This is a genomic window from Oceanibium sediminis, from assembly GCF_003265325.1.
Lineage (GTDB): Bacteria > Pseudomonadota > Alphaproteobacteria > Rhodobacterales > Rhodobacteraceae > Halovulum > Halovulum sediminis.
The window spans coordinates 89,102-112,372 of sequence record NZ_QGNX01000001.1 but is presented as its reverse complement, the minus strand read 5'-3'; the positions used below and the strand labels follow the sequence as shown (position 1 = coordinate 112,372).

Below are 23,271 nucleotides of genomic sequence, written 5' to 3'. Positions count from 1 at the left end.
TTGGGGGCAAGAGGTCGAGCTTATCCGTGGAGGAATGACTTGGCGAGGGTCACGTCACCTTGCGCGCGAAGGCGGCGACCGCAGCCGCATCGAGCGGGTGTTCAAGGCTCAGGTCAAGCTGCGCGGGTTCACCCCGCAGCGGGCGGGTCCATAGCCCGGCGAAGGTCTCGGCCACCGGCGCGCCTTCGTGCAGGATGCGGTACACCGCTTCGGAAATCGGCATGGTCATCCCGATCCGCTGCGTCAGGTCGTGCAGTGAGCGCGCGGTGCCTTCCCCTTCGACCACCACGGGGCGGCCCTCGAAACACTCTTCGCGCGCGATCCCCTTGCCAAGCTGGATGCCCAGCGACAGGTTGCGCGAGTTGGTCGAGCCGCAGGTCAGCGTCAGATCCCCGACGCCCGACAGGCCGGACAGCGTTTCGCGCCGCCCGCCCAGGGCGAGGGCCAGGGCGCTCATTTCCTCCAGCCCACGGGTGATCAGCACGGCGCGGGTGTTTTCCGCGAAGCCCGCGCCGATCATCATGCCGCAGGCGATGGCGATCACGTTCTTGACCGCGCCGCCTACTTCCACGCCGATCAGGTCGTCGGAGATATAGGGCCGGAACATCTCGGAACTCAGGCTCAGCGCCAGCCGCACCGCCGGGGCGGTGGCCGGGTCCTGCCGGTCCGCCGGGCGGAAGGGAAAGGCGATGGTGGCCGCCGTGGGCAGGCCGCGCGCGGTTTCCACTGCGAAGGACGGACCGGACAGCGCGCCGACGGGATGGTTTGGCAATTCCTCGCGCACCACTTCGCCCAGCAGCAGGCCGCTGCCCGCCTCGATCCCCTTGGCGCACAGCGCCAGCGGGATATTCGCGGGCAAATGCGGGGCGATCTGGCGGCAGAGCGCGCGCACGGTGGCGGCGGGGGTGACCAGCAGCACGGCCTCGGCCCCCTGAAGCGCGTGGGCAAGGTCGGGCGTCGTCGCGATCCCCTCGGGCAGGGTGATGCCGGGCAGGTAGGCGGGGTTGCTTCGCGCGCGCGCGATACTGTCCAGGACCGCCTTGTCTCGGCCCCAGAGCGTCACCTCGCGCCCGGCGGTGGCGGCGACGGCGGCCAGGGCCGTGCCCCAGGCCCCGGCGCCAAGAACCGTGATACGCCTGTAAGGGACAGGCGCTTTGTCAGCTGTCATCTGAATTCCTTCTTGGATCCGGCCGGAAGGCGGCCGCGCCCTACAGGATCACATGCGGCCAGCACCATCAAGCCACGCGATACACTGGCCATTCGGGGATGTGTTCCCTAGGCTCGGGGCAGCGGGACCGGCCCGATGCGCGTCGGGCTTTCGCCCTGGACGACGACAGGAGGAGAATTTGACCCTATCGAACCGATTGCGCCGCAATGACGCCGAAAGCACCCGGCTTGTCGAATGGTGCCGCGACCAGCTGCTGCACGCCCGAGAGCGTTTCGAGGCGGAAACGGCGATTGCGCGGCGGCTTGGCGGGCAGGTCTGCGGTGATCAGGCACGGTTCGGTTTCTGGGCGCCCGAGTTGCTGGATCACCGGGTGCCCGATGGCGACATCTTCCTCGAGGTGCTTTCGGCGCGGGGGGAGCTGGACCTCACCCGCTCTGCCCAGCAGGTCGGTTTCGAGCGCGCCCTCGTCCCGATGGAGCGCTACGAGGCGTTCTGCTTTGTTGCCGTGGATGGGCTGCGCGCGGGCCGCCGGGACAGCATCGGGGATTTCTACACCCTGACCTGGCGCGACGGGGAAGGGCACTGGCACCGCGTCCTCGACCCGCTGGCGATGTCGCTGCCCTTCGGCGCGATGGCCCCGGCGGAGCTGTACGACGTCGCCTCCATCGACGCGGGCCGTGGCGATCGGGACTACTGGAGCGCGCTGCGCAGGGACGCGCCGCATCGTTTCGGCCCGCCCACCAACATCCTGCAGATCCACGTGCCCACCGCCACTGCGGGCGGCACCCTGGCCAGCCTGACCCGCCAGTTCGAGCGCCTGGCAGAGCGGGTGTCCCGTGGCCTGCCGCTTGAGGACGCGGATGCGCTCTACCTCGGTTATGACGCGGTGCAGCTGCTGCCGGTGGAGCCGACCACGGTTTATGAGACCGGCCCGGATTTCTGGGTGGACAGCCTGGAGGGCGAGGACAGCCTGAACGCCGAGCTGTTGCGCCCCAACACCACGAACTGGGGCTATGACATCGTGATTTCCGGCATGGGCACGGTGAACCCGGTCCTGCTGGAAAGCGGGCGGCCGGACGAGCTGGCGGATTTCGCCGCCGTGCTGCACAATTTCCCGAACAAGCCCAAGATGCTGATCCTGGACGTGGTTTTCGGTCATTCCGACAACCAGGGCCAGCGTGCGTTGAACCCGCATTACTTCGCCGGGCCGAACATGTACGGGCAGAATCTCGACTACAAGAACCCCTCCGTGCGGGCGATCCTGCTGGAAATGCAGCGGCGCAAGGTGAACTTCGGGGCGGACGGCGTGCGGGTCGACGGGGCGCAGGACTTCAAGTGGTGGGATTCCGCCACCCAGACCATGCGGCACGACGACGACTACCTGCGCGCTATGGCCGATGTGCCCCAGACCGTGGCCGGGACCGACTATCGCCCCTGGTTCATCTTCGAGGATGGCCGCCCCTGGCCGCAGGAGGATTGGGAGCTGAGTTCAACCTACCGCGCGGTGATTGAGCAGATGCCCGACACCTTCCAGTGGGGGCCGCTGACCTTCGCGCATAACACCCCGTTCATCTACGGCTTCTGGTTGTCGAAATACTGGCGCATCCGCGAGATGCTGCAGCTTGGCGCGAACTGGATCTCGGGCACCGCGAACCACGACACGCTGCGCCGGGGCACGCAGGTCAATCCCAAGCTGAACATCAACACCCGCCTGGGCGACACACGGATGGAGATCCTCGACAAGGCCTATGACAACCCCGCCGTCAGCATGCTGACCTATGCCGCCTTTCCCGGCGTGCCGATGGACTTCCTGAATGCCACCGCCCGCGCAAGCTGGGGGTTCATCCGCAACCAGGACGACAAGTACGGCGTCAAGGTCGTGGCGGAAGAGGCGATCAGCCTGAAATGGCAGGTGGACGAGTATTCCTATTCCGTGCCGGTCAATTTCCAGCGCCTTAAAGCGTTGGGGTTCGAGAACCGCGAGGAACTGGCGCGGTTCTTCGAATTCCTGCCCGCGCTGGTGGAGGTGACGGAATACGACCTGGACGAGATCTCGCGCCTGCTGAACGCGGTGGAACCGCCGCTTGCCGGGCCGGGGCGCTTCACGCCCGAGGGGCTGAAGCAGATCGCGCGCGCCTGGATGGACGACATGCACGAATATTGCAACGTCGCGAACTCGGTCTCGGCGCTGGAGCCGCACCAGACCAGCTTCATGCTGGAGTTGCGCAAGTTCCGCCGTGCGAACCCCTGGCTGCGCGGCAACTTCGGCGCGCGGGATCACTTCGATTACATGCAGCCGATTGACGGGCGCACCGTCTTCACCTCGTTGCGGCACGGGCCGGAGGGGCGGCAGGTTTTCACCATCACCCACATGGAAGGGGGCGAGACGAACGGCTTCGATCCCCTGCGCCTGCCGATCCCGGGGCTGGAAGGCTTCGGCTGGAAACTGGCGCTGGCGACACCGACCATCGGGCCGGATTACGAAGGCGGGCCGATCGTGCTGAAAGACAGCATGGGCCTTGTCTTCACCCGCGATCCGGGGTGAGGGCCGGGCTCAGCGGCCCAGCACCAGAAGCTCCTCGAAATGGGTCATGTCCGCGAAACGGCAGAACGCCGGGGCGCGCAGCGGGATCACCGGCGCGGCCCGGCGCAGGTCCGCGAGGATCTCGCCAAGGGCGTCTTCCCAGCGGGATGCCTCGTCGTCGTCCAGCCATCTCAGCGGGTAGGCGAAGGTCATGTGAAAGCGGTAGCTGTCGTGTTCCGGTCTGCGGAAACCGAAGGGCGCGGTCAGCGTATCGCGCCAGCGCCAGAGTACCCTGGTGTCGGCGGCGGTCGCCCCGTCCAGCAGCAGCCCCGTTGGCAGCAGGTTCACCGCGCTGACAGAAAATGCAGGCGGCGCGGCGAACCCCGGCAGCCTTTGCAGCAGCACGTCCGTCACGGCGTTGATCGGCGCGGCGCAGTCCAGCCCGGCAGGCCAGGCGTCGGCCTCGCGCTGGGTTTCGATCACCCCGTCGAAGACGGTCATGTGCAGGCTGTCCGCCGGCGTGAACAGCAGCGCGTCCGCGCCCGGCAGCGCCTGCATCCGCGCCCGCGCCTCCAGCACCGGTTCATGGGCCGGGTCTTCCCGGTCGAGGTGGCAGACCACGGTGTTCCCCGCCTCGGACAGGAAGCGGCGGGAATCATAACGACGGCCAAGCCGGTCGGGCGGGCCGTCGTGACTGCGCCGCGCGAAGGCGGCAAGGTCGGGGCGCATGCCGGTCACGCCGGATCAGGCGCCGGCCTTGATCCCCTGGCGTACCTGCAACATCGCGCTCTTGATGGTCTTCATCGCCTCGACGCGGTGGCCACCCTTGTCATGGTCCGCCGCCTCAAGCTCTTCGTAGGCGTGGTGCAGATATCCAAGCGCCTTTTCCATGTGCGGCTGGTTGGCAAGCGCCGGGGAACCGGCTAGAACCGTGCCGCCTGCAAGTACAGATCCGGCTGCGGTCTTGATAGCGGTGCGGCGGTCAATAAATCGTGTCATCAGTATTCCCCATGTAAATGAAAGGTCGCCGGGAATCGGTGACCGAAGGCGAAATGGTGCTGACTGTTCGCCGGCAAATCAAGGATTTTGGCAATCAGGACTTGGTAACGCTCACAGTTCGGGCCTTGGCGCGGTCTGCCATCCATCCGTCCAGCGTGGCGATTTCCGCATCACTCATGCGCAGCCCGAGTTTCGAGCGGCGCCACACCACGTCGGCGGCGCAGGCGGCGTATTCGCGGCTCATCAGCCAGTCGATTTCCCGCGCGGTCAGGCTTGCGCCGAACGCCTGGCCCAGGTCCTCGGCGGTTTTCGCGTCGCCGAGCACCTCGCGCGCCTCGGTCCCGTAGGCGCGCACCAGGCGGCGGGCCCAGAAATCGTCTAGGAAGGGATAATCCGCCTGCACCCCGGCGATCAGCGCATCGACGCCATCCACCGGGAAATCCCCGCCGGGCAGGGGCACGCCGGCGGTCCACTTGTCCTTCGCGGCCGGGAAATAGGGCTGAAGCTTTTCCAGCGCGCTTTCGGCAAGGCGGCGGTAGGTGGTGATCTTGCCCCCGAAGATGTTCAGCAGCGGCGCGCCGCCGCCGGTGTCATCCACCTTCAGCGTGTAGTCCCGCGTCGCCGCCGTGGCTGAGGAGGCCCCGTCGTCATAAAGCGGGCGCACCCCGGAATAGGTCCAGACGATATCGTCGCGGGTCGGGTCCTGCTTGAGGTATTTCGACGCGAAGCCGAGCAGGTAGTCCTTTTCCGTATCGGTGCATTCCGCGTCCGACGGATCGCCCTCGTAGTCGCCGTCGGTGGTGCCGATCAGGGTGAAGTCCGTCTCGTACGGGATGGCGAAGATGATCCGCCCGTCCTCGCCCTGGAAGAAGTAGCATTTTCCGTGGTCGAACAGCTGCTTCGTCACGATGTGGGAACCGCGCACCATTCGCACGCCCTCGGTCGAGTTGATCCGCACGGTGTTGTGGATGATCTCGCCCGCCCAGGGGCCGCCGGCGTTGACCAGCGCCCGGGCGATATGGACCGAGGTCTCGCCGCTGGCGCGATCCTCGACCGTCACGCGCCACAGCGCGCCCTCGCGTTCCGCGGACAGCACCTTGGTGCGCGGCATGATCTTCGCGCCGCGCGCCTCCGCGTCGCGGGCATTCAGGATGACGAGGCGGCTGTCCTCGACCCAGCAATCGGAATACTCGAAGGCTTTCTCGAAACGGTCCTCCAGCGGCGCGCCCGCCGGATCGCTGCACAGGTCCAGCGTCTTCGTACCGGGCAGGATCTTTCGCCCGCCGAGGTTGTCATACATGAACAGGCCAAGCCGGATCAGCCAGGCGGGGCGGCGGCCCTTCATCCAGGGCATCACGAAGGTCAGCAGTTTCGACGTGGGGGTTTGCCCCTCGAAGCGCATGTCCTTGTGATAGGGCAGCACGAAGCGCATCGGCCAGCTGATATGGGGCATGGCGCGCAGCAGGGTTTCCCGCTCGATCAGGGCTTCGCGGACCAGCCGCACCTCCCAGTATTCCAGGTAGCGCAGACCGCCGTGAAACAGCTTGGTCGAGGCGGAGGAGGTGGCCGAGGCGAGGTCGTTCATTTCCGCCAGCGCCACGCTCAGCCCGCGGCCGCTGGCGTCACGGGCGATGCCGCAGCCATTGATGCCGCCGCCGATGATGAACAGGTCCAAAATGTCTTCCGCCGGTCGGGGGGCGACGTCCTTGGCCATGGTGAAGCTCCTCTCTTTGGGGGGGTATCGCTGAGTCGCGCGTGAACGGTCAAGCGCATAATTCGTTTGCGTTCGCTTTGTAGCGAATGGCGCAAGAAACGAACATTGCTGCACAATACATGGGCAGTTCACAGCCCTTGAGAGGGGTTTGGGCCGCGCGGGCACAGTACGGCCGTGGCGGGATCACCGGCAGCGCGCTTTGCACGCCGCCGCTAAGGGGGCAGGGACGGCGCCCCCGCGTCAGCGCAAGCCGTCGAAGCCCTGCACGTCCTCTGTCGCCAGCCCGCCCATGCGGTTGTGAATGCGCGGCCCCTTGGTCATCGCCAGGGCGAACAACAGCTCGTTCGCGCGGGGACCGTCGGGCACGCCCACCTCCATGCCGTCGAAGTGGCTGCGCACGTAGGCCGCGTTGATATGACCCAGCGGCACGTCGATCCGTGTGCCGGTGCCGCCCTGCTTCATGGACGAGGGCACGATGGCCCGCGCGTCGCCCAGCCGTTCGCGCATGGCGTAGCCACCGGGCACATGCCAGAGCGCGGTGTGCTCCAGCTCTCCGTTTTCGCCCGCCATGGCGGCCTTGCCGTAGCCGTCGATATCGTCGATGCCGCCGAGCGCTGCGATCAGCTTGTCGGTCATCATCAGGCCCAGCGGTTTCAGGTCGTCCATCGCCGATTGCAGATCCTCGGCATAGGTCCCTGCGAAGGGGTTCGCGACCAGCGCCACGATGGCGGCGCGCTGGCGCGGCGTCGCGGCGGCGGGGCCGCCGTCATGGTGGATCTCCTCCATGAAAAGCATGGTCTTGCGCAGGGTGAAGTCAGGCATTGGCAGTCTCCGGTTCGGGCAGGGTAAGCGAGTGTCCAAGGGTGCGCGTCTCTCCCTGCAGGTGGATCAGGGCGGAGTCGATCAGCCCCCCCGCAAGGTAGCGGCGCGCGCGGGCCAGCCCCCGCTCCAGCGCCTGCGCCCGGGTTGCCGGGTCCAGCAGCGGCACGTCGCGGGTGACGGGGCGCGCGCCGAGGTCGCTGTCGGGCGACAGGGTGCAGGCGGGCACGCGCGTGATGGCGGGGTGGTCCGGCGCATCGGTGGCATTGGCGATCATCGTGGCGGCGGCATCCGCCCGCGCGGCGCTTGCCGCGAGCACGGTGACCGCATCCGCGATCCCGAGGCTGTGGCTGCGCCCCTTCCATCCCGAGGTGGCAACTCCGCGCACCGGTGACAGCGCCGCGAGCGTCACGGTCCCACCGGGCACCCCGGCGATCGCGGCGCTATAGTGCTGGTCCGGGTCAAGGTGCAGGGCGATATCTCCGCCGTTGTTGGCATAGGCGCGGGTCACGCCCCCCGCCGCGACGGCCGTGGCGACAAGCGTGTCCGCCACCGCCCCCGCGACTGCCGCCATCGGGGTGATGAAATCCTCCGACAGCGGGTCGACCGCCGCCGCCATGCGGCGCGCGATGGCGCCTTTCAGGGCCACCGGCGCGGGGCGGCGCAGGTCGGGCAGTTCGCCCGCCAGCTCCTCCAGCACCGACTCGAAGCGGCGCACCGCCGCCAGCATAGCGGCGGCGGCGTTCGGCCCTGTCACCTTCAGGATCACGTCGATCGGGCCGTGGTGCAGGTGCAGCCGTCCGCCCGAAAGCTGGCTGAGCGTCGCGCGTTCCATCGTCTCAGCCCCGCCCGTTGCGCGGCACGCCGCGCGTGGCGGCGCCGTATTCGCCGCCCTTGCTCAGGATGTCCGGCAGATCGCGGACCTTCGCGTCATGCCCGCCGAGCGTGACGTAGTCCTGCCGCGACAGCGTGAATTCCAGCGGCGCGACCAGCGCGGGCGTCGGCACGTAGCCAAAGGCGTTGTCGGGCAGTTGCGCGACATCCACCATCAGCGTGATCCCCCCGCCGGGCCAGACATAGGCGGGCACGCCGCCCAGCGTCACTCGGGTCTTCAGCGCCTGGACCGAGCGTGTCAGCTGCACCGGGTTCTTCGTCACCCCTGAGCGCAGCGAGCCCCCCGCGCCCCCCGTGAACATCACCGTGCAAAGCGCGGGTTCGCAGTTCTCCGCGATCAGATCGACCGAAGCGCGCAGCGCATCCGGCAGCGGTGCAGGCTGCGGCTCCAACGCGTCGTCCAGCACGTAATAGGCGAACTGCTCGCCGGTGGTGGACACCATCAGCAGCGTCAGCCCGGGGCGCGCGCCCTTCTTTGCGTTCCAGGGGCCAAGGATGGTCAGCGGGTCCTCGATATCCGTGCCGCCCCAGCCAAGCCCCGGCTCGGCGACCTGGAAATAGCGCCCCGGCGTCGAGCGGCGGCCCTTGATGCGGATGCCCGTGTCGGGCCAGTCGATAACCTTGCCCGCCTGGTGCTCACTGACGACGCCGGTGATGTGGTCGTCCACGACGACCACCTCGTCCACCAGCCCCTTCCACTGGTCCGCGAACATCCCGATCGTGGCCGAGCCGCAGCCGACGCGCATCCGCGCCTCCGCCTTGCCGTCCACGATGGGCGGGTGGCCCGATTGCACGATGACGGATGCGCCGCCCTCGATCTGCAGCTCCACCGCCGCGCGGTTGCACAGCGCCAGCAGCGTATCGCAGGTCACACGCCCCTCGGCTTTCGAGCCGCCGGTCAGGTGATCCACCCCGCCGAGCGACAGCATCTGCGAGCCGTATTCCGAGGTGGTCACATGGCCGATCACTTCGCCCTGCGCCAGGACCTTCGCGGTCTCGTGGCCAAGGTGGCGGTCGGTGTCGATCTTCACCTTGACGCCGCAGTAGGAAAAGATCGCCTCCGTCACCACGGTGATCATGTCCGCCCCCTCCACCTCGCGCGAGATGATGAAGGGTGCGGGCTTGTAGTCGGGATAGGTGGTGCCCGAGCCGATGGCGGTGACGAACAGCTGGTCGTCGGGGGCCAGCGTGCCGTCCCAGTCCGCGGCGAGGAAGGGCTTCACCTCGTCCCCCGCGGCGATGCGTTTGTCGAGGATGGTCAGCGGGTCCGTGCGCACGATGCGCCCGCCCTCGTTGCCATAGCGGTCACAGGCGCCGGTCTGCCCTTCGGCGATGTAGCACATCACCGGGCAGGCGTCGCAGCGGATCTTCTCGGGGCGTTGCGTGGTCATGGTCTTCCCTTGGCGGCGCGGATCGCCGCGAGCACCCGGTGGGGCAGGGCGGGCAGGCGGGTGATGCGCGCGCCGCTCGCGTGGCGGATCGCGTTGAGGATCGCCGGCGCGGTGGGGATCAGCACATGCTCGCCCAGCCCTTTCGCGCCCATCGGCCCCTCGGGGTCGGACTTCTCGATGAAGATGGAGCGGATGCGGGGCATGTCGCCCGTCGTGGGGATCAGGTAGTCGTGCAGGTTGTCGGTGCGCCCGGGAATATATTCCTCCATCAAGGCCATGCCGAGGCCCTGCGCGATGCCGCCCTCCACCTGGCCCTCGGCCAGCAGCGGGTTGATGACCCGGCCAAGGTCATGGGCGGCGACGATGTCCAGAACCTTCACGGTGCCAAGCTCCATATCCACGCTGACCTCGGCCAGCTGCGCGCCATAGCCGTAGACGGCATAGGGGATTCCCTGGCCGTCCTGGTCGAGGGCCCTGGTGGGCGGATCGTAGCTTTCCTCGACGCTCAGCGCATAGCCGTTGGCGTCGGTGCCAAGCTCACCCAGGGGGATGGTGGCGGCTGTCGGTCCGGTGCCGACGATCACGGCGCCGCCGCCGGGCAAGGCTATAGGGGCGTCCGGCCCCTGGTTCGTCATCTGAAGCAGGCGCGCGCGCAAGCTCTGGCCCGCGCGCAGCGCGGCGGAGCCGGTGACATAGGTCTGGCGCGAGGCGGAGGTCTTGCCGCAATCGGGCGTCAGCGCGGTGTCCGGGCCCACGAGTTCCAGCGTGGAGAGCGGCACCCCAAGCGCATCCGCCGCTATCTGCGCGATCACCGTATTCGCGCCCTGGCCGATGTCCGTCGCGCCCTGATGCAGTCGCAGCCGCCCCTCCGGCGTTATCCCGATCCGGATGGTCGAGGGGTTGGGCAGCCCGGTATTCCCGCAGCCATACCAGCACGAGGCGACCCCGATGCCGCGCCGCAGCGGCCCGGCCTCAGCCGCGTTGAAGGCGCCGCAGGCCGTGAGCCGGGCGCGCCACTCGGGGGCCAGCGCTTCCAGGCAATCGGCGATGCCCACGCCCTGCAGGACCTGCCCGCAGACGCTCGCCTCGCCGTCGCGCAGCGCGTTGTGCAGACGAAACGCCAGCCGGTCCTGCCCTAGCGCCAGTGCGAGGTCGTCGTAGAGCACCTCCTGCACCACGGCCGCCTGTGGCACGCCAAAGCCCCGGAACGCGCCCGAGGTCGGCCCGTTGGTGTGGATTGCCCGCGCCTCGGCCCGGTAGTTGGGCGTGCGGTAGGGCCCCGAGGCATGCACCGGCACACGCACCGCCACCGTCGGACCCCAGCTGGCATAGGCCCCGGTGTTGAAATCCCCGTCGAAGATCATGCCGGTCACCTTGCCCTGAGCATCCGCGCCGATGCGCGCGCGCATCCGTGCCGGGTGACGCTTGGTCGTCGAGGCCATGCTCTCGGCGCGCGTATAGGTCATGCGGCAGGGTTTGCCGGTTTTCAGCGTCGCCAGCCCGATCAGCGGTTGCAGGCTTAGATCAAGCTTCGAGCCGAAGCCGCCCCCCGCCGCTGCGGGAATAATGCGCACCCGCTCCACAGGCAGGCCAAGCGCTGCGGCGGTGTCGTCCCTATCCATCGCCGGGGCCTGTGTGCACGCGCGGATCACCAGCGTGTCCCCGTCGAGCCAGGCGACCCCGGCTTCGGGTTCGACATAGGCGTGTTCGACGTAGGAGGTCTGCACCTCGACCTCGGCGCTGACCGCGCTTGCCGCCAGCGCCGCCTCGGCGTCGCCGGTCACGACGCGGCCGGTGATCAGGGTGTTGGCCTCCCGCGTCTCATGGAGAAGCGCGGCGCTTCTGGCGCTGTCCATGTCGAGCGTCGGTACCTCCGGGCGCCAGGTCACCGGGAAGTCGGTCAGGTCGAGGTCGGCAACGGCCGCCTCTGGTCCGACAACGATCGCGACGGGCTCGGCCGGTTGGCGCACGTGATCGACGGCAAGGCTGGGCTGGTCCACGAACTGGGGGATCACCCCGTGGATATTGCGCCCCGCGATATCGGCGGCGGTGAAGACCTGCACGTTGCGCGCGCTGGCCCAACCGGCGGTATCGCCGAGCGAGAAGCGCGCCGCGGCGTGGGGGCTGCGCACGGCGCGCACCAGCAGGCAGCCCGGCGGGACCTCATCCGCGCCGAAACGCTCGGTTCCGTTGACCTTGGGCACGCCGTCCAGCCGCTCGACCGGCGCACCGACGGCAGCGCCCGCCGCCGGGTCCGGCGCGCGCGCCGTACCGCCCGCATCCAGCACGGCGTCGATGATCTTCGCGTAGCCCGTGCAGCGGCAGAGCACCCCGCCGAGGGAGTTTTCGACCGTGTCGCGATCCAGCGCCGCGCCGCTGCGCAGCAGGGCCACGGCGCTCATCAGCATCCCCGGCGTGCAGATCCCGCATTGCGCCGCGCCGTGGCGCAGGAAGGCACGTTGCAGCGCGGCGGTCTCGGGGGCCTCCGCCAGCGCCTCGACGGTTTCGATGTTGCGCCCCTCGGCCTGGATGGCGGGCATCAGGCAGGCGCAGACCGGCGCACCGTCGATCAGCACGGTGCAGGCCCCGCAATCGCCCGCGTCGCAGCCCACCTTGGTGCCGCGCAGGCCCAGGCCTTCGCGCAGGACCTCGGACAGGCGGCGGCCGGGGGCGGCCTCCACCGGGTGGGGGGTGCCGTTGACCGTCAGGGCAAGCGTCGGGAACGGGCGGTTCATGGCGCGGCCATCCGCTCGAGCAGGCGCGCGACCAGCGTCGTTGCCGCGCCGCGTCGGTAGGGGGCGTCGGCACGGATGTCGTCGATGGGGCTGAGCGCATCGCCGACCAGCGCGGGCGTGGCCAGCGCGCCGATATCCGCTGTCAGGGGCGCGCCCGCAAGCGCCTGTTCCAGTGCCGTCAGCCGCTGCGCCACAGCCGAGCAGGCCCCGACGGCGACATATGCGCGGGAAATGCGCCCCGCCTCGACCTCCAGCCGGACGGCGGCCATGGCGATGGAAATCACCAGGTGCCGCCGTGCGCCGAGTTTCACAAAGCCGGACACGCCGCTGCCCGCCCGCGCGGGAATATGTACGGCTGTCATCACCTCTCCCACACGAAGGGCGGTTTGGCGCGGGCCGGTCAGGAAGTCACCCAGCGCAAGGTGGCGGCGGCCATTGGCGTGGGCAAGCTCGACTTCCGCATCCAGGGTCAGCAGGCAGGGCACGCCATCCGCCGCGGGCGAGGCGTTGCAAAGGTTCCCCGCCAGCGTGCCCGCATTCTGGATCTGGACAGAGCCCACCTCGCGCGCGGCCAGTTTCAGCCCGTCGAAGGCGGGCGGCAGCTCGGCGCGCAGGATATCGCTCCAGGTGGTGGTCGCGCCGATGCGCCAGCCCTGATCGGTGCGTGTGATCCCGCGCAACTCCCTGATGGCCGTCAGGTCCAGCACATCGCCGGGCAGCGCCCGGTTGCCGGTTGCCGGGAACAGATCGGTGCACCCCGCCGCCAATGTCACCGGCCCCGCCGCCAGCACGGTCAGCGCGGCGCTCAGATCCCGGGGGCGGTGGTAGGCGCCCATCAGCGGGGTTTCGCGTTCTGTCGGACGGTTCGCATGGGTCTGATCGTGCGCCGCGTTCCTGCCCCTGTCAACGCCGCCTCACACGCCGAGGTAGCGTTTCAGCAGCGCCGCGTCGGTGCGCATCCGCTCGGGCGTGACCGTCTCGGCGAGGATGCCGTTTTCGAGGAATGCGACCCGGTCCGCCAGCGCCAGCACCGCGTCCACGCGCTGCTCCACCAGCAGGATGGCGACGCCCTCATTCCGCAGGCGGACGACCACGTCGCGGATCGCCTCGATCATGGAGGGTTGCAGCCCCTCGGTCGGCTCATCTAGGATCAGCACCTTCGGCTCGATACAAAGTGCGCGGGCGGTGGCCAGCATCTGCTGCTCGCCCCCCGAAAGGGTCTCGGCGCGCTGGTTAAGGCGTTCGGACAGGCGCGGGAACAGCTCCAGCACGCGGGTGCGGACGTGCGGCCCGGATTTGCGGGTCATCAGCCCGATCTCCAGGTTCTGCGCCACGGTCAGTTCCGTGAACAGGCGGCGGCCCTGGGGGATGTAGCCGATCCCGGCGCGCGCCACCTCGTGGGCGGGCAGGCGGCCCACGTCCTGCCCGTCGAGCGTGATCCGCCCGGACATCAGCGGCAGCAGGCCCATGATCGTCTTCATCGCCGTGGTCTTGCCCGCGCCGTTGCGCCCCATCAGGCACAGGATCTCTCCAGCCGCCACGTCGAGCGAGACATCGCGCAGCACCTGCGCGTTGCCATAGCCGGAATTGATCGCCTCGACCCGCAGCATCAGGCGGTTCCCAGGTAGGCGGACTGCACGTCCGGGTTGGCGCGGACCTGCTCGGGTGTGCCCTCGGCCAGCACCTCGCCAAAGTTCAGCACGGTGATGCGGTCGGCCACGGCCATGACGACATCCATGTTGTGTTCGATCAGCAGCACGGTGGTGTTCCCGGCCAGTGCGCGGACAAGGGCGTTGAAGGCCAGCACCTCGGATTCCGCCAGCCCCTGTGTCGGCTCGTCGAGGATCAGCAGCTTCGGGGCCTGCGCAAGGCCCATGGCGATTTCCAGCAGGCGCTGGTGCCCGTAGCTCAGATCGCCCGCCACCTGGTCGGTGCGGTCCGCCAGACCGACCCGGCTCAGCGCGTCCGCGACCGCGCCCTCGTCCGTGCCCGCCCGGCGCGCGGCCAGCGCCACGTTCTCATGCAGCGACAGGCGCTGAAAGACCGAGGTGATCTGGAACGTATAGGCCATGCCGAGCCGGATGCGCTTGTGCGCGGGCAGACGCCCGATGTCCTGCCCGTCGAAGGACACGCTGCCCGAGGACTGCCTGATCCGCCCGCACAGCATGGAAACGAAGGTGGTCTTGCCCGCCCCGTTCGGCCCGATCAGGGCGCGCACCTGCCCCTTCGGCAGGTCGAAATCCACGTCGTGCACGGCGCGCAGCCCGGCGAAGTTCCGGGACAGGCCCCGGGTGGACAGGATGCTCATGGCAGCCCCTTCCAGACCCGGCGGCGCAGCTCACCCGCGATGCCCTGTGGCGCGAACAGCGTCAGCGCGACAAGGACGACGCCGACGACGGCCATGTAGGCATCCGTCAGCCCCGAGGCATAGTCGATCAGGTAGAAGATGAAGAGCGTGCCGATCAGTGGCCCGATCACCGTGCCCGCCCCGCCCAGCAGCACCCAGAGCAGCGGAAAGATCGAGTACTGGACAGAGGCGAAGGTCGCCCCCGCGTAGCCGAACAGCAGCGCGAACCCCGCCCCCGCCCCGGCGCTAATCGCGCCGGAGATCACCACCGCCCCAAGCTTGTGGCGAAAGGTGTCATAGCCGAGCATCCGGGCGCGTTCCTCGTTCTCGCGGATCGCGATCAGGGTCTTGCCGAAGGGGTGGCGCACCAGCGCCAGCGTGGCCAGAAGCGCCAGCGAGAACAGCGCCAGCGCCGCGAAATACCGCGTCGTTGGCGTGGCGAGGTCGATGCCGAACAGCACCTGTTTCGCCGCCGGAATGACGAAGCCCTCGTCGCCGCGCGTCCAGGTGCCCGCCAGCAGGACGCTCAGGTAGAACGCTTGCGAGAACATCAGCGTCACGATCATGAACGCCACCCCGATGGTGCGCAGCGCCAGCAGCCCCACGACCAGCGCCAGCAGCGCGCCGGCGGCAACGCCGGACAGCAGCGCCGGCCCCGCGCCCCAGCCAAGGTGCTGGATCGGCAGCGCAAGGCCGTAGAGGCCCGCGGCGAAGAACATCGCGTGCCCGAGGCTGAGCAAGCCGGTGTAGCCGAACAGCACGTTGTAGCCGATGGCATAGGTGGCCAGCACCATGATCCGCGCGACATTGCCCTGGTGGTAGGTGGGCAGCACGAACTGCGCGGCGAATAGCGCCGCGATCAGGCCCAGGTGCAGCGCGACCGCACGGCTCATGCGGCGCGGGTTCCGAACAGCCCCTGCGGGCGGAAGACGAGGACCAGCGCCACCAGCAGCGTCGCCAGGATCTTGGCCAGCGTGGGCGAGAAGAAGACCGAGATGATGCCATCGCTCATCCCGATCAGCAGCGCGGCCAGAACGGTGCCCGGCAGGCTGCCGAGCCCGCCGATGATCACCACGATGAAGCTCAGCAACAGCGGGTCCGCCCCCATCAGGTAATAGGCCTGCTGGATCGGCACGATCAGCACCGCGCCAAGCGCGGCCAGCCCCGCGCCGATGCCGAAGACGATGGCATAGACCCGCTCCACCGGGATTCCGAAGGCCTGAGCCATGTCTCGGTCAAGCTGGGTGGCGCGCATGATCAGCCCGATCTTCGTGCGGGTCATCATTACCCAGACGCCCAGCAGCACCACGATCGCCGCGCCGATCACCGCCAGCTTGTAGGAGGTGGTCGAAAGCCCCCAGGGCCAGTAGAGCGCCAGCCCCTGCTCGCCCCATTCCACCCATGGCAAGGCGAGGCGGTGGTTGAAGGGGGGCTCCACCGGTCGCGCCTCGGGGCCGTAGGTCATCAGCGTGACCTGCTGGATGATGTAGAGCAGCCCGATGGTGGCGACGATGGTGCGCTCGGGGTCGTAGTTGATGCGCTTCAGGATCGTCATGTCCGCCGCCGCCGCCAGCAGCCCCACGACGACCGGCGCGATCACCAGCGCCGCGGCAAAGCCGATGGCCGGGTGCCCGCCCAGCGAGGTGGCGACGGACCAGGCGATCACCGCGCCCAGCATGTAGAATTCGCCGTGCGCCACGTTCACCACGCGCATGACCCCGAACACCAGGCTCAGGCCGATGGCCGTCAACGCCAGCACGGCGGCGGTGACCGCGCCTTCCAGCGCGGCCAGCATCAGGTGAGGTCCGAATTCCATCGCGCGGGGTCGGCCGTCAGAAGCTTTGCGTAGTGTAGTCGGTCTCGTCCGGGTAGAGCGTATCCTCGATCGAGGTGGTATGGGCGAGGATCAGTTTCCCGTCCGTCACCTTGGTGATGTACTGGTGCCCGAAGACCTGGTGCGTCTTGCCGTTGAAGACCTTCGCGCCCTGCGGGTGTTCGCGGCTCAGCGGCATGTCGGTCATCGCCTCCACCGCCTCGATCAGTTTCGCGCGGTCGGCGGGGCCGGTGTAGCCCGCCGCCTCCATCCCGGCCTTGATGGTGAACAGGGTCTCCCAGCAGCCGAACATGTGCGAATAGGTCGAGATATCCTTGGAATCGCTGACCGAGGCGCCGTTTTCGTCCACGCCCACGGCGGCGCGGTAGAACTTGTCGTGCTCGGACTGGTCGGCCTGAGCGTAGCGCGGGTTGCCTTCCCAGAAATAGGTGCCTTCCAGGAATTCCAGCCCGGGCGAGGCCAGGTCCACCGCCTCCAGGCTGTCGATGAAGCCGAAGATTTCCGGGCGCGAGGGGCCGAAGAACTCGCCCATTTCCTTGACGAAGGTCAGCACCGCGGGGCCGACCATGACGTGGTAGATCACCTCCGTATCGCGGGGGATCTGCGGGAAGTACTTGGTGAAGCTGGTTTCCGTGGGCGGAATGGCGATCTTTGCCACGATCTCGCCCCCTGCGGCTTCGGTCGCTGCAGAGAAGTAGTCGCGGTGATCGTGACCGAAGGCGAAGTCGGGGTAGATCATCGTGACCTTCTTGCCGAGGTTCTGGTTCACGAAGGGGGCCATCGCCTGCACCTGGGATTTCACGTCCGTGATGCCGGGTTGCAGCGTGTAGCGGTTGAGCATGCCGCTGGCCACGTGATGCCCTTCGGAGACGACGAAATACGGCAGCTTCAGTTCGCCTGCGCGCGGGGCGGAGCCGATGACGACATGGGAAAACAGCGTGCCGAAGGCGATGTCACAGTTGCTCTGGTTGGCGAATTTCTCAAGGACTTCCGCGCCACGCTTGGGGTCGGTGCCGTCATCCTCGGCCACCAGCTCGACCGGGCGGCCGTTGATGCCGCCTTCCTCGTTGATCAGCTTGACGGCGGCCTGGCTGGTGCGGTCGTACCAGCGGCCATAGGCGGCGCCGATCCCGGTGCGGTGCACCTGGAAGCCGATGCGGATCGGCTCGGACGTCTGCGCCTGGCTGTAGCGGGCCCACATTGGCAGCGTCGTCGCGGCGGCGGTTGTCGCGGCAAGGGTTTTCAGCGCCGAGCGCCGGGTGGGTGTCTTGGTCATATGTGTCCCCATTGGATGATGCGGCGACCGCGCGCCGCCTTACGCTGCGTCATAGTCTGCAAAGGCGGCGGTGTCCTGTCCAATCTTTTCTGGGCCTCAGACCCGGGGCGAGGCCAGAAGCCATAGTCCGAACAGGGTATAAAGCACCATGAATGCCGCCAACGGCGCCTGGCTGAGGCCCGGGCGGCGCGGCACGTGGCGCACCGCCAGCGCATGGGCCAGCAGAACCGCGATCATGTGGCCAACCACGATCGCCCCCGCCTGCCCGAGGTAGATCAGGCGCACGTTGTCCTGCGTGTTGAAGAAGCCAGTGGTGACATAGAAGGTGCCAAGGCCCAGCAGGTCATCCCCCCGCGCCAGCGGGTCCGACAGCGCGGACAGCATGTACTGCGCCTCCACCATCACCGCCGTCAGGTAATGCGCCACGTGATAGCCAAGCGCGATCGGCAGCAGCGTCGGGGCGAACAGCGCGATGCTGCCCGGTATCGTCCCTGCCCCGGCAAGGCCGAGGCCAAGGCGGACCAGCCCGACGAAGACCGCGATCAGCGCCGCGCAGCTGAGGGCAAGGCCGAGCACCGTCTGCCACACCACCGCCGAGCGGCCCGGAAACTCCAGCGGGTTCACGCCAAGGCGGGTCATCCACCAGAACGTCTCGTTCAGGCCGTCGAAACTGCCGGTGCCGAGGATCAGCAGCACCAGCAGCGCGGGGACCAACTGGCGCGCGCCGCCCGGCAGCAGTTGCCATCCGGGCAGGCCGAGGCAGAGCCAGCCGCCCCGTTTGCCCAGCATCGCCATGCGGCCATAGGCGCGCATCATCATGGAAATACCGCAGCCCCGCAGCGCCCAGCGGGGCCCGAAGGCGAGGTGTCCGGCAAAGCTGAACAGCCAGTACAGCGCCACCGCGCGCGCCAGGATGGCGGGGTCGGTCGGGGCCGGGTGCGCCAGCAGGAAGGCCGCGAACCCAAGGAAGACCGCCAGCCCCGTCCAGCGCGGCAGGCGCAGCGGCGCCGGGCCCAGAAGCCGCCGTGCCGCGCGCACGGGGCCGGTCCAGGGGTTCACCCAGGTCCAGATGTCGAACGCCAGCGCGTGCAAGGTCAGAAGGATCAGCCACCAGCCGGTCCAGATCGTCAGTGGCAACAGGTTGACCAGCGGATCGCGCGGCCCCGCCCAGCCCAGCCAGACAAGCCAGGCCAGCACCGCGAAGGACAACCAGCTTGTAACAAGCGGTGCGCGCGTCGTGGGCAGGCGGATCAGGCGCAGGCTGGTGAACAGCCGGGACGCCAGCGTGCCGGGTAGCAGCGCCAGCGCGACCACCGTCAGCGCCACCGCCGCGCCGCCTGCGGCCATGTAGACATCCGTCGGCAGCAACAGCACGAAGGCCTGGTCCGTGGCGTGGGCCCACGCCGCCCCCGGCAGCGTGCTCAGCCCCAGGGCCGTCTTGATCAACCCTAGGCGGTGTCTTTGCGTCATGCTGTCGGATCATAAGTGCGGAAAAGGCAAATGAAAGCCGCGAAATGAAGCGGACGGCACGCCAATTCGACTCGCACCGACGATCGAGGTCCGTTGACATCGCCTCCCCCGCCGCCTTTGATCGACGCAGACGCAAAAGGCCCCGGAGACGACGCAGCAAATGACAACGCAAGGCACCGGGCGAATCGTGGGCGTCGATGTGGGTGGCACCTTTACCGATCTTGTGGGGCTGGACGGTGCAAGCGGCACGGTCCGCCTGGCCAAGGTGCCGAGCACGCTGGACAATCAGGCCTTTGGCGTGTTGTCGGCGCTGGAAGCCGCCGAAGCCGACCTGTCCACGCTCGACCTGATCGTGCATGGCACAACGACCACCACCAACGCCGTACTGGAACGCAAGCTCAGCCGCACCGGGCTGATCACGACGCAGGGCTTTCGCGACGTGCTGGAGCTGGGCCGGCGCACCCGCCCGCAGGCCTATGGCATGACCGGCACGTTCCGCCCCATCATCCCGCGCGACCTGCGCCTTGAGGTGCCTGAGCGGATGGACGCCTCCGGCGCGGTGGTCACCCCGCTGGACGAAGACGCGGTGCGCGCCGCCGCCCGCGCGCTGATCGACGCGGGCTGCGAGTCCGTCGTGGTGCATTACCTGCACGCCTACGCCAACCCCGCCCATGAGCTGCGCACCGCCGAGATCCTGGGCGAGCTCTGGCCCAACCGTCACATCACCCTGGCCCATGCGCTGCTGTCCGAAAGCCGGGAGTTCGAGCGCGGCGTGACAGCGGCAGTCAACGCCAGCGTCCAGCCGCTGCTGGCGCGCTATATCGACCGGCTGAGTGGTGGGCTGAAAGATGGGGGCTATCACGGCGAGTTGCTGGTGATGAACGGCAACGGCGGCATGGTCAGCGCTGCGCGCGTGGCGGACGAGGCGGCCAAGACGGTGATGTCGGGCCCCGCCTCGGGCGTGATGGCAGCGGCCTATACCGGGCGGCAGGCGGGGTATCCGAACCTCGTAACCTATGACATGGGCGGCACCTCGACCGACGTGGCCTTGATCCGGGGGGCGGAGCCGTCGGTCAGCAATGAAACCGAAATCGAATACGCCATGCCGATCCATGTGCCGATGGTCGACGTGCGCACCATCGGCGCGGGGGGCGGCTCCATCGCGCGAGTGAACGCGGCGGGATTGTTAGAGGTGGGCCCGGACAGCGCGGGGGCCAATCCGGGGCCGATCTGCTACGGGCGGGGCGGGGTGCAGCCGACGATCTCCGACGCGAACCTGCTGCTCGGGCGGCTGGATCCCAGCGGGTTCACCGGCAGCGATGCCGACGCGAATGAGGTTGCACGGATCTTTGCCGAAACCCTTGGTGCGCCGCTGGGGCTGGACGCTACCGGCGCGGCGGCGGCGGTGATCCGAATGGCGAACACGGCGATGGCGGGGGCGGTCAGGATGGTGTCCGTCTCCCTCGGGGCGGATCCGCGGGATTTCGCGCTTTTCGCTTTCGGCGGCGCGGGGCCGCTGCACGCCAGCGCGATGGCGAAGGAGCTGTCGATCCCCCGCGTGCTGGTGCCCGCGCGCCCCGGCATCACCAACGCGCTGGGCTGCGTGGTGGCCGACCTGCGCCATGACTTCGTGCGCACGCTGAACCGCCCCCTCGACACGTTGGATGAGGCGGATGTGGCGCAGGTCTTCGCGGAGCAGATCGCCGAGGGCCGCGCCCTGATCGAGGCGGAAACCGTCGGCATCACCGACCTGCGCACTACGCTCAGCGTCGACATGCAGTTCGTCGGCCAGACGCACCTGCTGCGCGTGCCGCTGGACACGGCGACGCCGCGCCGCGACCAGCTTCAGGAGTTGTTCGAGGCCGCCTATCATGCCCGTTTCCATGTGGATCTGGACAATATCCGCGCCAACCTGGTGAACGTGAACACCTCCGTCATCGGGGTGCGTCCGGAAATCGACCTGTCCACGCTGATCGACCCCGCCGGTCGGGCGGACAGCCTGCAAGGCGCTCAGACCGGCGCACGGCCCGTCTGGTTCGAGTCCGGCTGGGCCGAGACACCCGTCTACCGGCGCGAGGCCCTGCCGATCGGAGCGCGTTTTAATGGCCCCGCGATCGTGCAGCAGATGGACACCACCACGCTGATCGAACCCGGCGACCGGGCCGAGGTCGATCCAATCGGCAACATCCTGATCACGGTGGCCGCGCCATGAGCATCGATCCGATCACCCTTTCCGTCATCCAGGCGGGCCTTGCGCAGGTCTGCGACGAGATGGACCTGACCTTTTCCCGCGCCGCCTTTTCGCCGGTGATCGCGGAAGCCAACGACCGCTCGGACGGGATATACTCCGCCGCGGACGGCTCGCTGATCGCGCAAGGGGCGGGCGGGCTGCCCGTCTTCGTCGGCACGATGCAGTATTCCACCCGCACCCTGATCCAGATGATCGCCGAAGGCCGCGCCGCCGCACCGAAACCGGGCGACATCTACATCGTGAACGACCCCTACCTCGGCGGTACGCACCTGATGGACGTGCGCTTCGCGCGCCCCTTCTATCGCAAGGGCAAGCTGTTCTGCTGGCTGTCCAATACCGGCCACTGGCCCGACACCGGGGGGGCTGTGCCCGGCGGCTTCTCGGCCTCGGCCACGGCGGTGGAGCAGGAGGGTCTGCGCCTGCCCCCGGTGCGCCTGTTCAAGGAAGGCGTGCTGGATGCCGAAATCTACGCCATCATCTGCTCCAACATCCGCGTTGCTGACCAGCGGATCGGAGACGTGAAGGCACAGGCCGCCGCCCTGATGGTGGGTGAGACGCGGCTGAACGCACTGATGGACCGCTACGGCGATGACACCGTGGCCGAGGCGATTGCCGAGCTGCGCGCCCGCGCCCGCGCCCAGATGGAAGCCTTCATAGAAGAGATCCCCGAAGGCACTTACGAAGCCACCGCCTGGGTGGACAGTGACGGCGTGGTGAACGAGCCGCTGGCGATCCGCCTCGCCGTCACGCGGACGGGGCAGGGGCTGACGTTCGACTTCACCGGCTCCTCCGCCCCTTGCGCGGGGCCGATGAACTCGGTCCGCGCGACGACGCTGAGTTCGGTCTACCTGGCCATGCGCCACATCTTCCCCAAGGTCCCGATCAGCGCGGGCGCGTTCGAGCCGCTGGAGGTGACCGGGATCGAAGGCACCTTCCTCGATGCGCAATACCCCCGCCCCGTCTCGGGCTGCGCGGCGGAGGTGTCCCAGCGCATCGCCGAGGCGGTTTTCGCGGCCCTTGTGCAGGCCCTGCCGGATCGGGTGACGGCCGCCCCCGCCGGCACCAGCGGCAATTTCGCGCTGGGCGGGCATGACCCGGCGCGCGGGCGTGATTTCGTGATGTACCAGCTTTCGGGCGGCGGCTACGGCGGCGCGGCCACCCATGACGGGCTATCCAACGGCTGTTCGACCATCGGTATTTCCAAGGCCCCGCCGGTGGAGATCATGGAGCAGGCCTTCCCCGTCCTCTACCGCCGCTACGCGCTGCGCGAAGGCTCCGGCGGGGCGGGGCGGCACCGGGGCGGCTTCGGGCTGGAATACGAACTGGAGCTGCGCCGCGGCGCAGCGCGCGCCAGCTTCGTTATGGATCACGGGCGCACCGGCCCGCTCGGCGCGATGGGCGGCGCGGATGGCGCGGTGAACGAGGTGACGGTCTGGCAGGGCGGAACGCCCTATGTCCCCGAGCACCTGTCGAAAGAGCAGGACATCCCGCTCGCCCCCGGTGACAGGGTGCACGTGCGCACCCCGGGCGGCGGCGGCTACGGCGACCCGATGACCCGCGACCCCGCGCTTGTGGCCGAGGATGTGCGCCTTGGCCGCTATACGGTTGAACAGGCGGCGGAGCTGTTCGGCGTCGCCCTTACCGGGACGCCACCTGTGCCGGACCCGGCTGGCACCGCGAAGCTGCGGGGCGGAAAATTACGGGGCTGACTTTTTCATTCCGACGGGCTAAGGAATACGGACTTACATGATGGAGAGATGTGTATGACAACCTATCGGACCCGAATCCCAGGCTGACCGCCGGTCCGATCGGGCTGGCCGCCGGCCCGCCCCTGTCATTCAGACACATC

Annotated in this window: 18 protein-coding genes; 3 read left to right on the top strand and 15 right to left on the bottom strand. The window is 68.5% G+C overall.

The features are described 5' to 3' along the window. Positions 1-49: 49 nt before the first annotated feature. Positions 50-1,168: an NAD(P)H-dependent glycerol-3-phosphate dehydrogenase gene (locus DJ029_RS00530; RefSeq protein WP_112320379.1), complete on the bottom strand. Its 1,119-nt coding sequence runs from the start codon at positions 1,166-1,168 to the stop codon at positions 50-52. 178 nt (positions 1,169-1,346) lie between these two features. Here DJ029_RS00530 and gghA point away from each other — a divergent pair, with 178 nt between their 5' ends. Further along, positions 1,347-3,713, top strand: coding sequence for a glucosylglycerol hydrolase (gghA, locus tag DJ029_RS00525; protein WP_232822923.1), 2,367 nt, complete (start codon positions 1,347-1,349; stop codon positions 3,711-3,713). A gap of 9 nt (positions 3,714-3,722) precedes the next feature. On the opposite strand, the gene DJ029_RS00520 is transcribed toward gghA, so the two are convergent. The 14 genes from DJ029_RS00520 to DJ029_RS00460 all read right to left on the bottom strand — a co-directional run bounded on the left by DJ029_RS00520 (position 3,723) and on the right by DJ029_RS00460 (position 19,171). Further along, positions 3,723-4,421 (bottom strand): DUF1868 domain-containing protein, encoded by a 699-nt coding sequence (locus DJ029_RS00520; RefSeq protein WP_112320377.1) that lies wholly within the window; start codon positions 4,419-4,421, stop codon positions 3,723-3,725. 15 nt (positions 4,422-4,436) lie between these two features. Continuing rightward, a complete protein-coding gene (locus DJ029_RS21650) occupies positions 4,437-4,691 on the bottom strand; it encodes a hypothetical protein (protein ID WP_157966216.1) in 255 nt (84 codons plus the stop codon). Between the two features lie 94 nt (positions 4,692-4,785). After that, positions 4,786-6,405 carry a glycerol-3-phosphate dehydrogenase gene (gene glpD, locus DJ029_RS00515; protein ID WP_112320376.1) on the bottom strand — a complete coding sequence of 540 codons (1,620 nt, stop codon included), beginning with the start codon at positions 6,403-6,405 and terminating at the stop codon, positions 4,786-4,788. Positions 6,406-6,645: 240 nt separating this feature from the next. Further along, positions 6,646-7,227, bottom strand: coding sequence for an amino acid synthesis family protein (locus DJ029_RS00510; RefSeq protein ID WP_112320375.1), 582 nt, complete (start codon positions 7,225-7,227; stop codon positions 6,646-6,648). Further along, positions 7,220-8,059: a UPF0280 family protein gene (locus DJ029_RS00505; protein ID WP_112320374.1), complete on the bottom strand. Its 840-nt coding sequence runs from the start codon at positions 8,057-8,059 to the stop codon at positions 7,220-7,222. The genes DJ029_RS00510 and DJ029_RS00505 overlap by 8 nt, the downstream gene beginning before the upstream one ends. Before the next feature lie 4 nt (positions 8,060-8,063). Next, positions 8,064-9,509, bottom strand: a complete 1,446-nt coding sequence (locus DJ029_RS00500; RefSeq protein WP_112320373.1) for a 6-hydroxynicotinate reductase — start codon at positions 9,507-9,509, stop codon at positions 8,064-8,066. Next, positions 9,506-12,244: a molybdopterin-dependent oxidoreductase gene (locus DJ029_RS00495; RefSeq protein ID WP_112320372.1), complete on the bottom strand. Its 2,739-nt coding sequence runs from the start codon at positions 12,242-12,244 to the stop codon at positions 9,506-9,508. Before DJ029_RS00495 ends, DJ029_RS00500 begins: the two co-directional genes overlap by 4 nt. Beyond that, positions 12,241-13,080 (bottom strand): FAD binding domain-containing protein, encoded by an 840-nt coding sequence (locus tag DJ029_RS00490; protein ID WP_112320371.1) that lies wholly within the window; start codon positions 13,078-13,080, stop codon positions 12,241-12,243. The genes DJ029_RS00495 and DJ029_RS00490 overlap by 4 nt, the downstream gene beginning before the upstream one ends. Positions 13,081-13,158: 78 nt before the next feature. Further along, positions 13,159-13,854, bottom strand: a complete 696-nt coding sequence (locus DJ029_RS00485; protein WP_112320370.1) for an ABC transporter ATP-binding protein — start codon at positions 13,852-13,854, stop codon at positions 13,159-13,161. Beyond that, entirely contained in the window at positions 13,854-14,552 is a 699-nt protein-coding gene (locus tag DJ029_RS00480; protein ID WP_112320369.1) for an ABC transporter ATP-binding protein, read from the bottom strand. The genes DJ029_RS00485 and DJ029_RS00480 overlap by 1 nt, the downstream gene beginning before the upstream one ends. After that, a complete protein-coding gene (locus DJ029_RS00475) occupies positions 14,549-15,484 on the bottom strand; it encodes a branched-chain amino acid ABC transporter permease (RefSeq protein ID WP_112320368.1) in 936 nt (311 codons plus the stop codon). Before DJ029_RS00475 ends, DJ029_RS00480 begins: the two co-directional genes overlap by 4 nt. Further along, positions 15,481-16,407: a branched-chain amino acid ABC transporter permease gene (locus DJ029_RS00470; RefSeq protein ID WP_112320367.1), complete on the bottom strand. Its 927-nt coding sequence runs from the start codon at positions 16,405-16,407 to the stop codon at positions 15,481-15,483. Before DJ029_RS00470 ends, DJ029_RS00475 begins: the two co-directional genes overlap by 4 nt. Positions 16,408-16,423: 16 nt before the next feature. Further along, a complete protein-coding gene (locus tag DJ029_RS00465) occupies positions 16,424-17,701 on the bottom strand; it encodes an ABC transporter substrate-binding protein (RefSeq protein ID WP_112320366.1) in 1,278 nt (425 codons plus the stop codon). Between the two features lie 96 nt (positions 17,702-17,797). After that, on the bottom strand, positions 17,798-19,171 hold the full coding sequence (locus DJ029_RS00460; RefSeq protein WP_112320365.1) for a hypothetical protein: 1,374 nt from the start codon (positions 19,169-19,171) through the stop codon (positions 17,798-17,800). A gap of 160 nt (positions 19,172-19,331) precedes the next feature. Between DJ029_RS00460 and DJ029_RS00455 the strand changes: the two genes are divergently transcribed. Together DJ029_RS00455 and DJ029_RS00450 are read left to right on the top strand one after the other, a co-directional pair. After that, positions 19,332-21,383 carry a hydantoinase/oxoprolinase family protein gene (locus tag DJ029_RS00455; RefSeq protein ID WP_112320364.1) on the top strand — a complete coding sequence of 684 codons (2,052 nt, stop codon included), beginning with the start codon at positions 19,332-19,334 and terminating at the stop codon, positions 21,381-21,383. Continuing rightward, positions 21,380-23,131, top strand: coding sequence for a hydantoinase B/oxoprolinase family protein (locus DJ029_RS00450; RefSeq protein ID WP_112320363.1), 1,752 nt, complete (start codon positions 21,380-21,382; stop codon positions 23,129-23,131). The genes DJ029_RS00455 and DJ029_RS00450 overlap by 4 nt, the downstream gene beginning before the upstream one ends. Positions 23,132-23,271: the final 140 nt, after the last annotated feature.